The organism is Pseudoalteromonas sp. meg-B1 (assembly GCF_003173795.1).
GTDB lineage: Bacteria > Pseudomonadota > Gammaproteobacteria > Enterobacterales > Alteromonadaceae > Pseudoalteromonas > Pseudoalteromonas undina.
Genome location: NZ_QGQU01000002.1, coordinates 384,339 through 398,276 on the forward strand (window position 1 = coordinate 384,339; position 13,938 = coordinate 398,276).

At 39.9% G+C, this 13,938-nt stretch carries 11 protein-coding genes; 7 read left to right on the plus strand and 4 right to left on the minus strand.

All coding sequences use genetic code 11. The annotated features are described in order from the left end of the window. Positions 1 to 50: 50 nt before the first annotated feature. On the minus strand, positions 51 to 1,550 hold the full coding sequence (locus DK924_RS10205; RefSeq protein WP_054201440.1) for a DUF2235 domain-containing protein: 1,500 nt from the start codon (positions 1,548 to 1,550) through the stop codon (positions 51 to 53). A gap of 195 nt (positions 1,551 to 1,745) precedes the next feature. Continuing rightward, complete coding sequence (locus DK924_RS10210) at positions 1,746 to 3,050, minus strand: NAD(P)/FAD-dependent oxidoreductase (RefSeq protein ID WP_010389488.1); 1,305 nt, start codon at positions 3,048 to 3,050, stop codon at positions 1,746 to 1,748. Between the two features lie 234 nt (positions 3,051 to 3,284). On the opposite strand from DK924_RS10210, the gene DK924_RS10215 reads away from it, so the two are divergent. The 4 genes from DK924_RS10215 (at position 3,285) to DK924_RS10230 (ending at position 7,281) form a co-directional block, all read left to right on the plus strand. Then, complete coding sequence (locus DK924_RS10215) at positions 3,285 to 5,225, plus strand: ATP-dependent DNA helicase RecQ (protein WP_109875076.1); 1,941 nt, start codon at positions 3,285 to 3,287, stop codon at positions 5,223 to 5,225. A gap of 105 nt (positions 5,226 to 5,330) precedes the next feature. Further along, positions 5,331 to 6,404 carry a porin gene (locus DK924_RS10220; RefSeq protein ID WP_010389486.1) on the plus strand — a complete coding sequence of 358 codons (1,074 nt, stop codon included), beginning with the start codon at positions 5,331 to 5,333 and terminating at the stop codon, positions 6,402 to 6,404. A gap of 11 nt (positions 6,405 to 6,415) precedes the next feature. After that, positions 6,416 to 6,823: a substrate-binding domain-containing protein gene (locus DK924_RS10225; protein WP_010389484.1), complete on the plus strand. Its 408-nt coding sequence runs from the start codon at positions 6,416 to 6,418 to the stop codon at positions 6,821 to 6,823. A gap of 155 nt (positions 6,824 to 6,978) precedes the next feature. Continuing rightward, complete coding sequence (locus DK924_RS10230) at positions 6,979 to 7,281, plus strand: YkgJ family cysteine cluster protein (protein ID WP_181388770.1); 303 nt, start codon at positions 6,979 to 6,981, stop codon at positions 7,279 to 7,281. Positions 7,282 to 7,312: 31 nt separating this feature from the next. Here the strand turns inward: DK924_RS10230 and DK924_RS10235 are convergent, their stop codons facing one another. Both DK924_RS10235 and DK924_RS10240 read right to left on the minus strand, forming a co-directional pair. Continuing rightward, on the minus strand, positions 7,313 to 8,677 hold the full coding sequence (locus DK924_RS10235; RefSeq protein ID WP_109875077.1) for a TrkH family potassium uptake protein: 1,365 nt from the start codon (positions 8,675 to 8,677) through the stop codon (positions 7,313 to 7,315). A gap of 2 nt (positions 8,678 to 8,679) precedes the next feature. Further along, complete coding sequence (locus tag DK924_RS10240) at positions 8,680 to 9,333, minus strand: TrkA family potassium uptake protein (RefSeq protein WP_109875078.1); 654 nt, start codon at positions 9,331 to 9,333, stop codon at positions 8,680 to 8,682. 281 nt (positions 9,334 to 9,614) lie between these two features. Here DK924_RS10240 and DK924_RS10245 point away from each other — a divergent pair, with 281 nt between their 5' ends. The 3 genes from DK924_RS10245 to DK924_RS10255 all read left to right on the plus strand — a co-directional run bounded on the left by DK924_RS10245 (position 9,615) and on the right by DK924_RS10255 (position 13,919). Further along, positions 9,615 to 10,940: a DUF4118 domain-containing protein gene (locus DK924_RS10245; protein WP_109875079.1), complete on the plus strand. Its 1,326-nt coding sequence runs from the start codon at positions 9,615 to 9,617 to the stop codon at positions 10,938 to 10,940. Further along, positions 10,933 to 11,601, plus strand: a complete 669-nt coding sequence (locus DK924_RS10250; RefSeq protein ID WP_109875080.1) for a response regulator — start codon at positions 10,933 to 10,935, stop codon at positions 11,599 to 11,601. Before DK924_RS10245 ends, DK924_RS10250 begins: the two co-directional genes overlap by 8 nt. Positions 11,602 to 11,804: 203 nt before the next feature. After that, the gene (locus DK924_RS10255; protein ID WP_258306454.1) at positions 11,805 to 13,919 is read left to right on the plus strand and encodes an ATP-binding protein; all 2,115 of its coding nucleotides are present in this window, start codon (positions 11,805 to 11,807) and stop codon (positions 13,917 to 13,919) included. Positions 13,920 to 13,938 lie beyond the last annotated feature (19 nt).

Consider the following 13,938-nt stretch of genomic DNA (forward strand, 5'->3'; position numbering starts at 1 on the left):
AGCTCAGTGCACTTTGCAGTATAAAGTGCACTGATTATTAGGGCACTTTATCAGCTTAAGCGTGTTACCTTGAGCTTTATTCTGCCAGCATTCGCCCCATAAAAACGACTTAAATCATTAGCAAATGGACAAAATTCTCCTGATTTTTTAATGGTTATTTCAACGCCTTCGGCAATTTCAAATGCATGGTCATCGCTTTGGCCAATGGTCCCTATTAAGCTAAACCACTGCGCCGTGGCTAAACGCCTAAATGGCTCAAGTAATGCCATAGGGATTTCTTTAACGCCGAGTTGCACATTATCGCGATGCCAGCCAGAAGGAGGGCACTTTACACCATCGTCATACCAAAATTGGTTAGGGTAAGGAGTAAAGCGATACGTTGCATCTTGGGCAAGCATTAAGCCGGTAGCATTGTAGGCTTCACTAGCGTACACCATCACATCTTTGCTTTGATTAACACTCAGTAAGCTCATATTTTGATTGGCGAGCATTATATGAGCACTTAGCCCCATAAAGTTTAGTGTACTGTCATCGCTGTAAATCATTTTATAATGTATATTTTTTAACGATTCAGGGCGATAGCTGGTTAGTTTATTAATTCGCTGTGCAACACTGTGATGTATTAATGGAGCGTTGTGGCTAATTTCATCGTTAATTAATACACAGCACTGCCTATCAACCAGCTTGAAAAATGGGTTTAACCAAAAGTAATTTTGTTGATGACTTAGCGCCAGTGGATCGGGAATAACAGTCACATCGTCTTGGGCAACCAAGTTACTCTCAGGTAAAAGGTTTTCATAGTCTATGTCATGACTGGTTAATAACGAAACCGATAGCGGCTGAGCAATGAGCCACTCAAGCGCATAACGCAGGCAAATATCGGCAAGCCCATCGCGATAGTAGCCTCCTCCTACATCGGAGTGGGCTCCTGCAAACCACAGCTCGGTAATGTTTGCTTGTTGATTCATTAATGTGGGCTCAAAGGCCCGTCGTTTCTCATCAAGCGCAACACAATGCAGGGCCCCAGCGACATTATTGGCAATAGTATGGTTTTCAAAAACCACATGCTCTGCGCCACGGGTCGCTTTATTTATCTTTGACAGGCCAATTGAGGCCACGGTGTCAAAAACACACAAATATACTTGCTCATTTATTAATGGCTCTAGGCATTTAGCAAAACGCCTTGCTAATGCAGCGCCTCTGCTAAAACCGGTAAGTAGAACAGTATCGCCACTTTGATAATGCTGCTTAAAATCTGTGATAGCCTGAGTCAAAATGCTGGCCACATCTTCAGAACGTGGGGCAAGTGTTTGATTTAAAATTCGTTTTAAACGACTTCCTTTGGTGCCTATGCCTTGGTAATAAAAGCTTAGTTGCTGTGAAAATGGGGTAGTGGGTGAATCATCAAGTTTACCGCCGAGCAATAAGTGTAGTTTTAGAATATTAGAAATACTGGCGTCTTCTTTAAAATGCTCTGTACTGAACTGATCTGCGTCGCGGGGTTCACTGCCGGTACCATCAAAATTAAAAATAAGCGTTTTAAAGGTCATTACTAAATTCCGTGAGTGGTTTATGTAAATTTATATGGGAATTGTGAAAAATTAAAGACGGCGGTAATAAATATTTGTTTAATCTTATTTATTACCGCGATTGATGTAGCTATTTAACCTGAAATCTAGTTAAGAGATTTACTAACATATTTAATCAAAATGATATTTATGTTTATTATCCGGAGTTCAGGTTATTTAGTGTAGTTTCATTTTTGGGCGAACAACACGCAGCACCTTTTCGCTGATCCACAAAGCAAAGGTTTTGGCACTGCCGTGGATAGCGCGCTGATGCATTCTATATAGTGAAATATACATAAAGCGGGCAATTTTACCTTCAATAAAAAAGCTACTACTGGTTAGGTTACCCATTAAGCTGCCCACCGTGCTGTATCGCGATAAATTTACCAGTGAGCCATGGTCATTATATTCAAACTTTTTCAGGGGCTGCTCACGTAATGTAGCAATTAGATTTTTTTCAACGCATTGCGCCATTTGATGAGCCGATTGTGCGCGTGGCGGCACTTGCGTCCCATCGTCTTGGGTAAACGCGCAGCAATCACCAAGCACATAGATTTGAGGGTCTAGGCTACTTTGTAAGTAATCATTCACTTTTATTTGATTGCTACGTGTCAGCTCAAATATGTCTAGCTCTTTAATGAAGTCAGGGGCTTTTACCCCTGCTGCCCACACCATAATATCCGCATTTATTTGCTCGTCATTATTAGTGATAAAGCCATGCTCGGTTGCTTGTTTAACTTGGGTGTTTTCTCGTACGGTAACCCCTAATCTTAATAATTCACGTTTGGCTGAGCTAGCAATTCGCTCAGACAGGGCAGGTAAAATTCTGGGACCCGCTTCAATCAAATGTATGTGCAAGCGTTTCGCCGACATATTGGTTAAACCGTATATTTTGAGTAAATCAGAAACATGATACAACTCAGCTGAGAGCTCAACGCCAGTTGCCCCACCGCCAACAATAGCAATGTTTAATGAATGCAATGGGTCGTCGTCTTGATGAAGGCGAGTAAAGTTATCTAGTAAGGCGTGTTGAAAACGCTCGGCTTGTTGGTTTGAATCAAGGTAAAAGCAATGGTCTTTAATACCCGGGGTGTTGAAGTCGTTACTGACACTGCCAATGGCAATAACTAAATGATCATAGTGAACGGTTCGTTTAGGTAATATTTGATGCCCTAACTCGTCATATAGAGGGCTTAAGGTAATGGTTTTATTATTGTTGTCGAGGTTACAAAAAGTACCAAGTTGGAAGTTATAGTGGTGCTTGGCCGCATGCGCTGAGTATACAACGCCATCTAAATCCGCATCAATAGAGCCGGTTGCTACTTCATGCAATAACGGTTTCCATATATGAGTGCGGTTTTTATCAATGAGTAATATATTTGCGTGTTGTTTCTTTCCTAATTTGTGCCCTAATTGAGTTGCTAGCTCCAGCCCACCAGCGCCACCGCCTATGATGACAATTTTTGGTATGGTTTTGTCCATGACTATGCCCTTAAAAATAATATACCGAAGCAATTTCTGTACGTTGATTTTTAAAATGACTTGGGTATCAAAAAATTATTTTGGCAAAGCATGCTTTTATAGGACTATAGTGTGCGCCTAATTGAAGGATATGTCAGCAATAAATCCAACGATATGCTGTATACTGATATGCAAATATTTCATCTACTGCGCATTTACAGTATTTATGGGCACCGACATAAAAAGGACGCTTTTATGAGTACCTCGCTAGTTCAGTCTCTTGAGCAACATTTTGGTTTTAATCAGTTTAGAGCAGGGCAACAACAAACCATAGAGCAATTGCTAAATGGCCAATCATCACTGGCTATATTCCCAACTGGATCGGGTAAATCCTTGTGCTATCAACTTACTGCGTTACATTTACCGCATTTAACCTTGGTGGTATCGCCATTATTAGCGTTGATGAAAGATCAAATAAGTTTTTTAAACAGTAAAGGCATTTATGCCGCAAGTCTTGATTCAAGCCAAGATCAAATGCAAAGCAGTACCGTAATGAACGACGTGCGCAGTGGTAAGATTAAAGTGTTAATGGTGTCAGTTGAGCGCTTTAAAAACGAACGCTTTAGAGAATTTATTAGCCAAGTGGCACTTTCTATGTTGGTAGTAGACGAAGCGCATTGTATTTCAGAGTGGGGTCATAACTTTAGACCCGATTACTTAAAATTACCGCGTTACCGTGAAGAGCTAAATATTCCGTTAGTGCTACTATTAACCGCCACCGCTACTAAAAAAGTTAAACGCGATATGGCAGAGCGATTTGCTATTGATCCAAAATGCATTGTGCAAACGGGGTTTTATCGCGCTAATTTAGATTTAAATGTGCTGAGTGTTAAAACGGCTGATAAAAATACTGAGCTTACTGAAATTGTCCGTACGCAAACCGGCCCCGGTATTGTGTATGTTACGCTGCAGCAAAGTGCTGAACAAGTGGCCAATATGTTAAGCGCACAGGGCCTGCAGGCGGTGGCGTATCATGCCGGGCTTGAAGACACCCTACGCGGACAAATTCAAGATGATTTTATGGCGGGAAAAATAAATGTAGTGGTCGCCACTATTGCCTTTGGCATGGGGGTTGATAAATCAGACATTCGTTTTGTAATTCACTACGATTTACCTAAATCAATTGAAAACTACAGCCAAGAAATTGGCCGTGCAGGTCGTGATGGCAACCCATCGAATTGTTATACGCTGGCTAATCTAGATGGCTTAAATACAGTCGAAAACTTTGTGTACGGCGATACCCCAGAGCTCAGCGGTATTGAATATGTTATTAACGATATTCGCCAAGCTCAACAGCAATGGGAAATGCAAGAATATAGTCTTTCTAGCGAAAGTAATATTCGCCAGCTTGCCCTTAAAACCTTACTGGTACAATTGGAAATGCAAGGTGCAATAACCCCGCAGTATGCGTACTACGCCGATTTTAAGTATAAATTTCTAGTTGATAAAAATGAGTTGCTTAATCAGTTTGATCAGCAGCGCCAAGCTTTTTTATCGCAAATATTTAGCCATACCGACTTTAAAAAAATATGGGGTACACTTAACTTTGACTCTCTAACGCAAGCCGCACAGGTTGACCGTAAACGTGTTGTAGCCGCACTTGATTACTTAGCAGAAAAAAACCTCATCACCCTTGAAACCAAACGTATTACTCAAGTGTACAAAGTGCATAGCGAGGTGATTAATAACCCTGCACTTGCCCAGCAGTTACATGATTACTTTACCGATAAAGAGCAAGCTGAAATAAAACGGATTGCTGCTTTGGTACGTTTTTTTGAGCTGCAATCTTGCTTAAGCTATAACTTAGCCCGTTACTTTGATGATGCGAATGCGCCACAGCAATGTGGGCATTGTAGTGTGTGCCGTGGACATGCGGTCAAGCTTGAATATTCAATCACTCCTGCAAAGATTGATACAGCGCTTATATATCAAAAGGTGGATGAGTTTTTGGCACATATGGCAACGAAAGGGGTGCATAATGTTGGCATTGAAACCCAATGTCGGTTTTTGGCGGGAATGAGTGTGCCGCTATTTGCACGCAATAAAGTACGGCAATTAAGTGGGTTTGCACTTTGCGAGCAACAGCGCTACAGCGAAATTAAAGCAATATTGCTATCAAGGTCGGCGCCTAATTAATATTAAAAATCAGTATAAAATAAAAAGTGTTAATTTTTTGTTTCTTTTTCTCGCTTTACTATACTCAATTTGGCTATGACGGCCATTATAATAATGAGGTGATCAATGAAACTGCAAAAAATTATACTATTGGGGGTATTTGTATCAGCAAGTAGTTATGCTGAAATTAATATTTCAGGTTTTGCGAGTATTAATGCGGGTAAAGTGCTAAGCGGCACCGGTGTCCCGCAATATGGCGTTGAACCAACCTTTCTAGCGGACTACCCAAATGTAAGTGCCTACACTGAAGATTTATCCTTTTCGCCAGAGTCTTTGATTGGATTACAGGTATCAGGCGACTTGGGTGAAGGCCTTTCTGTAACTGGTCAGCTAGTTGCCAGAGGAGTTAACGACTTTGAGGCAAATTTTGAATGGGCTTATATTTCTTACGATATTAACGATAATTGGACTGTTCAAGCTGGTAAGAAGCGTTTACCACTATTTTACTACTCAGACTTTTTCGATGTAGGTTATGCATATGTATGGATGCGGGCCCCTGCCGACAATTATACATGGCAAGTATTTAACTACGAGGGGGTTAATTTACTTTACTCAGGCTCTGTAGGTGACTGGGGAGTATCCGCGAACATTTATACCGGTAAAGAAGATGATGACGATAACAAGCTGTTGTCAGACTTCTTCTTTCAAGAGCCGACAAGAGAAATTTGGGAAGATATGTTAGGCGGCGTACTGTTACTTAATCGTGACTGGCTCGAACTAAGAGTGACCCACATGCAATATACCAACAAGCGTTTTCGCGCGGGTGAACCCGTTTTGTGGGATGGTAAAGACAGTAGAGATGGTAAATTTTATGGCTTAGCTGCAAACCTTGATTTTGGTGATTTTTTTGTTTTAAGTGAACTGAACCGCTTAGACCTAGATGGTAATCTCGATACTTATATGATCAGTGCGGGCTATCGTTTTGATTCAATTACCCCCTATGTCATGTTTTCAGACTTTGAACAAGAAGGTGAGGGCGATACAGAGCAGCATAATACATTTGCTGTTGGTGTGAGGTGGGATTTTCATCCGTCAGCGGCATTTAAAGTGCAATACGATAGAGTCAAAGATGACTCGTTTGATTTAGCTGTGGCCGGTGATAGTAAAGCAATCACCCTTGGTGTCGATGTTGTATTTTAAGGAGAAGTAAAATGAAAAAATTAATATTATGTGTAATATTCTTGTTTACTAACTTCGCCTATGCAGAATTTGCTATTATCGTGCATCCTTCAAATGAAAGTAGTTTTGATGAGTCTGTTATTAGTCGAATTTATACAGGAAAAGAAAAGTCATTTAGCAATGGCAATAAGATCATTCCAATATCTCAAGAATCAAGCAGTGCTGCAACCGAGCAGTTTAATAGTAAATTACTCAATAAAACGTCTTCTCAGTTAAAAGCGTACTGGTCAAAACTGATTTTTACAGGAAAGGGCACACCGCCTAAAGAGTTAGAAAATGACAGTGAAGTAATCAAAATGGTCGCAGCGAACCCTGACACCATTGGCTTTGTTTCTTCATCGGCTGTATCGGATAACGTTAAAGTGGTTTTCACTTTTTAATCCGCAACTAATAAGCGTGTTGGTTAACCAGCACGCTTTTTTTAGTAATTGGTTAATTACATTATGACGATATTTAAAATCTGACAGTTATTTTACTGTCACCATTGCTTCGCTCGTGTATCCTATAGGTTGTATACCATTTATCAAAAGTCTGTATGTCAAACTCAATCATTGCTGTTGAAAATATCAATACCCAACCAGTCACTTGTGCTAACTGCCAAGCGTGTTGTTGCCAATTAGAAGTGCGTATTGTTAGTGATACCGGTGTCCCTTTTCAGTATATTGATTACGACAAATGGGGCAGTGAAGTCATGAAGCGCGGCGACGATGGTTGGTGCCAAGCACTCGATCGCAACACGCTAATGTGTACTATTTATGAAAATCGCCCGTTAACATGTCGAGAATTTGAAATGGCGTCTGATGAGTGTATTACCGAACGTGAATTAGCGGGTATTTAAAATGCGGGCTGATTAACCCGCGTTAGTGTTGTTAACCAATAGAGAGTTGCGCGCTTGGGTATCTTAGTTTTTTAGTGCGTGGACTTGCTAAAAAGTAGGCGAGAGTGAGCGGGCCTATTCTGCCCATAAACATTAAAAACATAATGATAAACTCCCCCAGCGGTGATAACGATGACGTTAAACCGCGTGAAAGCCCTACCGTACCCAGTGCCGATACCGCTTCAAAAGCAACATCTAAAAAAGGTGCATCTTCAACGACCAGTAATGTAAAAATAGCCAACCAAGTGACTCCCGCTGAAATAACGGTTAAGGCTAATGCTTTATACACTGAATCTTTGTCTATTTCTCGGCGTAACACGGTGACGCCTTTGTCACGTCTTAAGTAGCTATAGGTTGCTAGTATTAAAACGATAAATGTAACGACCTTTATGCCACTTGCTGTACTCAAAGAGCCGCCACCGATAAACATAAGCATCATAGTTAAAGCGGTACTGGCATTTTTTAATTCTTCAATAGCAATGGTATTAAACCCCGCAGTACGGGGAGTAACGGCTTGAAACCAAGCTGCTAGCCATTTACCTACTTCAGATAACGGCTGCAGTGTTTTTGGATTATCGTATTCAATTGCGTAAATAAGCAACAATGCAATAACGTTAATAATAACAGTGCTGATCAGCATTAATTTACTGTAGGGACTGAGCTTAGCCCAACGCTTTGACTTATATAAATCTGTTAATACGGTAAAGCCAAGGCCACCAATAATAAACAAACAGGTAATTGTTAAATTTACAACGGGGTCTTCTACATACTGTATTAAGCTGTTAGGACTTAATGCAAACCCTGCATTGTTAAAAGCGCTAATAGTATAAAAAAGTGCATGAAAAAAGCTTTTTTGTAAGCCCATTTCGGGTAGCCAATACAGCGTTAAAATAATAATGCCTACAGATTCAACGATTAGCGCAAACAGCAAAACAGACTTAGCGGTATTTACCAAAGTAGATGTATCTGTTTGATTAAAGGCAGCTTTGGTCACTGTTTTTTGAATAAAGCCAACTTTATTACCCAGTGCCATTAAAGTTACAACCGCAAAGGTCATTAAACCTAGACCGCCTAGTTGAATTAATAGCGCAATAACGCCTTGTCCAAAAGGAGTAAACACTGAACCGGTATCGACGACAACCAGTCCAGTTACAGTCACCGCAGAGGTTGCTGTAAACGCACTTTGTATCCATGAAATAGGCTCATAGGTTGCAAAAGGCAGTTTTAACGCCAATGCCCCAAGCGTTATTAATATTAAAAAACTGCAACATAAAATAAGCGGTGGAGCCGCATTGAGTTTTTTATGCCCACTGACTTTTCGCTCAATAGGCGTTTTGAGAGGGTGCCATAAAATCATAATTATAAAAGCCTTGGTGCAAGATAGTTTAGTTCGACTCGATTACCTGATAACAGTAAAGTGTCGTAGGTAAGTAACTCAAAGTTGTCATCAAGTTTGACAAACGTTTGCTTTGCGCGCTTAACCAATAATGGGTCTACAGTGTGTTTTATTTCTTTAAGTAAATGCCCTAGTTTTGTTTTATGTAAGTGCGCTTTTATACTTACTTCAACAACGTATAAGCCATTGCCTAAGGAAATATAGTCGTTCACTACAGGGTAATTAAGCGCTTGTGCAACGCGCACGCCCATTTCTTCTTCAGGATGAATAATGCGTGTTACACCTAGCTTAGAAATAATTGTGTGATGGGCTTTGGTGCTCGCTTTAACCCATATTTGCTTAACAGCTAGGTTTTTTAATGCAAGGGTGCACAGAATGCTCGATTGCATGTCTTCTCCAATCGCCACTAAAACGGCCTGACTGCTCGCTAAATCAAGCTCTTTAAGTGCGGCTTCATCAGTGGAGTCGCAAACAACGGTTTCAGATAAATGCTCAACATATTTTTCAGCTAGTTTAGGGTTACTATCAACCCCAGTGACTGTATGCCCTAAATGAATTAACTCAAGGCTTGCTGCAATGCCAAATCGACCCAATCCGATCACTGTAAAATGTGCCATGTTGATACCTAAATTAAAGTTAAAAGAGAGAAGTGGTAAAGTTCATTTGGTCAATAAACAGTTAATACATAGGCTGTAAGCATCACTATTTTTATCCAACCCAACATACGTATTACTCCTTCTGCTGAAGTTAGAATATGAGTTATTAAAGTAACAATGTAGGTAGGCGTTAAAAGCTTTATAAAGATTTAACGAATCAGATAAAAAACTTTATAAAAACTTTATAGAGGCAATATCGAAAAGGCAGTAATCTAGGTTCTCAAATGTTAGAGGAATAATTAATGAATCAGGCAGAGGCTAAACCACGTTGGTATAACGCATTGTTTTTGGCAGTAATAATGCCATTAATTGTGGTTATTGCCATTTACCCTGTACGTAATTGGTTTACTACCACCGATATCGTGATGCTTCAGTTATTGTGGGTGACTTGGGTTGCTGTGCGCAGTAATCGTCGTCTTGCGATACTGACCACCTTAGTGAGTGTGGCGTGTACAGATTGGTTTTTTGTTGCCCCAAATTTTACTTTTCATATTGAAAACATAGAATATTTAGTAACCTTTATGGTTATGCTGATTGTTGGTTTTGTGATCAGCCAATTGGCAGGGGAGCTCAGCACTAAAGTTAGGGATGTGCAATTACATGCAAGTAATAGTCGCACCTTGTACGAACTGGCCAAAGACTTAAACAGCCTAGATACGCTGGATGAACAAAAAAAGTACTTTGTGCAGCGGATCAGCAAGCATTTAAACGCATCTTGTACATTTATACCTGCAGCATCGCAGGGCAATAGTGAGTTTATATTGCTTAGTGAAGTTAACCCTAGCTGGGGCGGGTTTAATTTTACTAAACGGTTAACGCAAGGGCAAAAATCCTTTGCGGACACCGCTATTTCGCTTCTTTATCAGGTACATGAAAAAACGTTATTACGCCAACAGTCGGCTGCTATTTCGGTGCAAGCGGAATTAGAGCGCGCTAAAAATGCACTTTTACGCAGTTTGTCTCACGATTTACGCACACCACTGGCGACTATTATGGGCGCATCGAGCATGCTTGCAGATGATGAGATTACCCTCAGTGACAGCGTGATAAAAGAGCAAGCGAGTAATATTTATGAGCAAAGTAAAATACTAAATGAGCACTTTGATAAAGTAATGGAGTTAAGCCGAGTTAATAAAATGGGTGAAAATCTAAGTTGGCAAACAATAAACTTACAAGCACTACTTAGTGAAGCTAAAGCTAGAAGACAGCAGCAACTCACTGATTTTATCATAAATACCAATATAGACGCTCAGACAACATGCAAAGGGGATGTGACTTTGTTAGAAATTGCGCTGGCTAATATGCTCGAAAATGCATGGCGTTATGGTGATAAAAAGGTAAGCGTTGAATTTACGCAAAGTACTAATCAGCAAAAGGTAGTTTATCAGTTACTTCTAACTAATAACTTGGTAATTAAAGGGCAAACAAGTAACGATGAAGGTGTTGGGTTAGGCAGCATTATTTGTGATGTGGTTGCTAAATTTCACCAGGGCACATTTACATTAACAATTAATAACGAAGCAAATATGGCGCACGCAAAGTTAATCTGGGAAAAAAGTAATGACTAAAATCTTGATATTAGAAGATTCTCCCCCTCTACAAAGCTTTTTAAAAACCTTGTTGCAAGCCAGTGGTTACGAGCTAAGTATTTGTGATAAAGGGTTAGATGGTTTTGCACGTTTAAGTGAGCAAAGTTACGATCTTGTATTGTTAGACTTAGGCCTGCTAGATATGGATGGTCAAGACTGGTTAGTTGAATTTCGACAATGGAGTGCCTTACCTGTTTTAGTGCTATCGGCTCGAGATGGCGAAGTAGAAAAAGTCACAGCGCTTGATAATGGAGCAAATGACTATATTACCAAACCGTTTAGCGCGAATGAGTTGCTAGCCCGGATTCGGGTTTTATTACGCACCCAAAGCCAACCGAGTGTGGCATTTACCTGCGGTAATATCAAAATAGATCCGCAAAAGCACAGAGTAACCTCTTCTGGAAATGAGATAAAACTCACTAAAAAAGAGTACGCAATACTCTTATTGCTGTTTCAAAATAAAAATACAGTACTCACCCATAATGCAATCTTAAGCCATATTTGGGGAGCGCAGTACATAGACCGTCCTGAATACGTACGAGTCCATGTGGCACAGCTCAGACAAAAATTAGAGGCTAACCCCGCTAGTCCAAAATATATCTTAACTGAACCAGCTGTGGGTTATCGATTGGCCGATTAAAAATAAAAGTTTTGCAGAGTGTTTTTGTCTTTAAACCATACCCTATTTAACAATCTTATCTACTAGGCAGCTGGTATTTTAATACCCTGCTTTCACTTTTATTTCTACACAATTCATTTGCCTAGAAAGTTTTTATAGTCTAATTTTTAAGCTTACTACTTCAAATCCTCAGGACATTGGCTTGCTTGTTTAAGCCTAAAATTATGCGACTAACACTCATACATTCTTTGCAAGGAAAAATGCTGCTGTATTTGGCATTGCCCGTTATGCTCATCATCGCGGGTATTTTGAGTTACTGGTATTCAACCAGCCTTAATCAGGCTGTTATGCAAGCAAAGCTTAACTTAAGTCAGACCGCCGATACTATTGCTGCAAAAGTAAATGAAGAGACGCAATTGGCAGTACGCACTACCGAAATTATGGCCTTAGCACAGCAAAATGGGTTGTTTGGTGATAGAGAGGCAAGTATTAATTTTGTTCGTGCAGTGCTTAAAATGAATCCTTCATTCGTGGGGGCTTCTTTTGGTTATGAGCCTAATGCCGATAATCAAGATCAAGCCTATATTAATGCTCCGTCATTAAAAGAAGGCGTTTATGTAAATCAAACCGGTCGTTTTTTACCTTATTGGCACCGTGACTTTAATGATTCTGAACGCTTGTTACTTGAGCCCTTGGTGGACATGGAATCTAGTCTTTATTATGAGGGAGTACGCCAACAGTTTTTACGTGATGGCAATACAGAGACGATGATCACTGAGCCCTATGTTTACGAGGGAAGAATGCTGGTTGAACAAAGTTCGCCCATTATCATTAATGATAAATTTGTCGGTATGGCAAGCGTAGATAGAGCGCTCGCTGACATCACTGAATTCTTGCAAACCATAAAGCAGCAATTAAAAATAGATGTTTTGTTACTCAGTCAGCGCGACAACGTGATTGCAACGACATTAAATCATTCAGGATTAAAAACGAAGGCCATTTTAGATACAGATTACGCAAGTATAGCCAAACAGCTAAAGTTACAGGGGCAAGAAAGAGAGATACTATCTGCGAACGATCCTTTTGATTCCGGGGTTTTCTATTTTGATAAAGCCAAGGTTGCCACTGGTAATTGGACAGTGATAGTGCGCCGCTCTGAAGCGGATATTATTGGGCCTATTCAAGCGCAATTTAAACCATTATTGGCAGCGGCTTTTGCAAGTGTATTACTGGTTTTTTTACTCTTTTGGTATTTTATTAACCGAACAACTAAGCGTATTAATATTGCCATTAAATCTGTTGAACAGTTAGCTAATGGCGATTTATCCATTCATGTTCAAAAATATATGACTCAAAATGATGAGCTTGGCACTATGTTTAGAAGTTTTGAGCGTTTAATTAAAGCCAGTAAAGATATTGATCAGGTTTGCTCTGCGATTGCAGCAGGTGATTTTTCTAAAACAGTTTCAAAGCGCGGTCCTTATGATCGTTTAAGTGATTCTATTAATTTAATGTCGAGTAAACGCCACGAGGCAGAGCAGGCTCTAGTTGAGCAAACCATAGAGCTTCGTCGCACTCAGCAAGAGCTTGTTGAAGCAGAAAAAATGTCGTCACTTGGAAGTTTAGTTAGTGGTGTAGCCCATGAGGTGAATACGCCGTTAGGTGTTTGCGTAACTGCGACGTCGCATTTAAGAGAGATGCTGATTGAAACTAAAAACAAGGTGGCTTCTGGCTCCTTGAGTAAAACGCAGTTTAGTGAGTTTATTAGTGAAGTTGATTTAAGTTGTGACATTTTACTAAAAAATATGCAGCGCGCCGCAGGTTTAATAAGCAGTTTTAAACGTGTTGCGGTTGATCAAACAACCGAAGAATTACGTAATTTATATATAAGTAGTTATTTAAATGAGGTGCAAAAAAGCCTTTACCATACCCTCAAAGCAACACCCGTTGACATTACTATTAGTGCGAAAGAGCCTGAGCCTGAAGTGTATTCTGATCCTGGTGCTTTAGCACAAATCTTCACTAATTTAGTAATGAATTCAATTATTCATGGTTTTAAAAATGGCAGCCAAAAAGGGCAAATAAGTGTTCATATAGACTACTCAGATTCTGTTTTCATTCATTATCAAGATAACGGAAGAGGCATGACTGAAGAGGCAGAAAAAAAAGTATTTGATCCTTTTTACACCACAAATAGAGCAGGTGGTGGCAGTGGTTTAGGAATGAACATTGTGTACAACCTTGTTGTACATCGCCTAAAGGGGCAAATTTTTATAAAGGAAAAACAATCAACGGGAGTTTATTTTTTTATTCAATTCCCCTTAACGCTACCGAATTAATAACTAGTAGAGTGTGTTT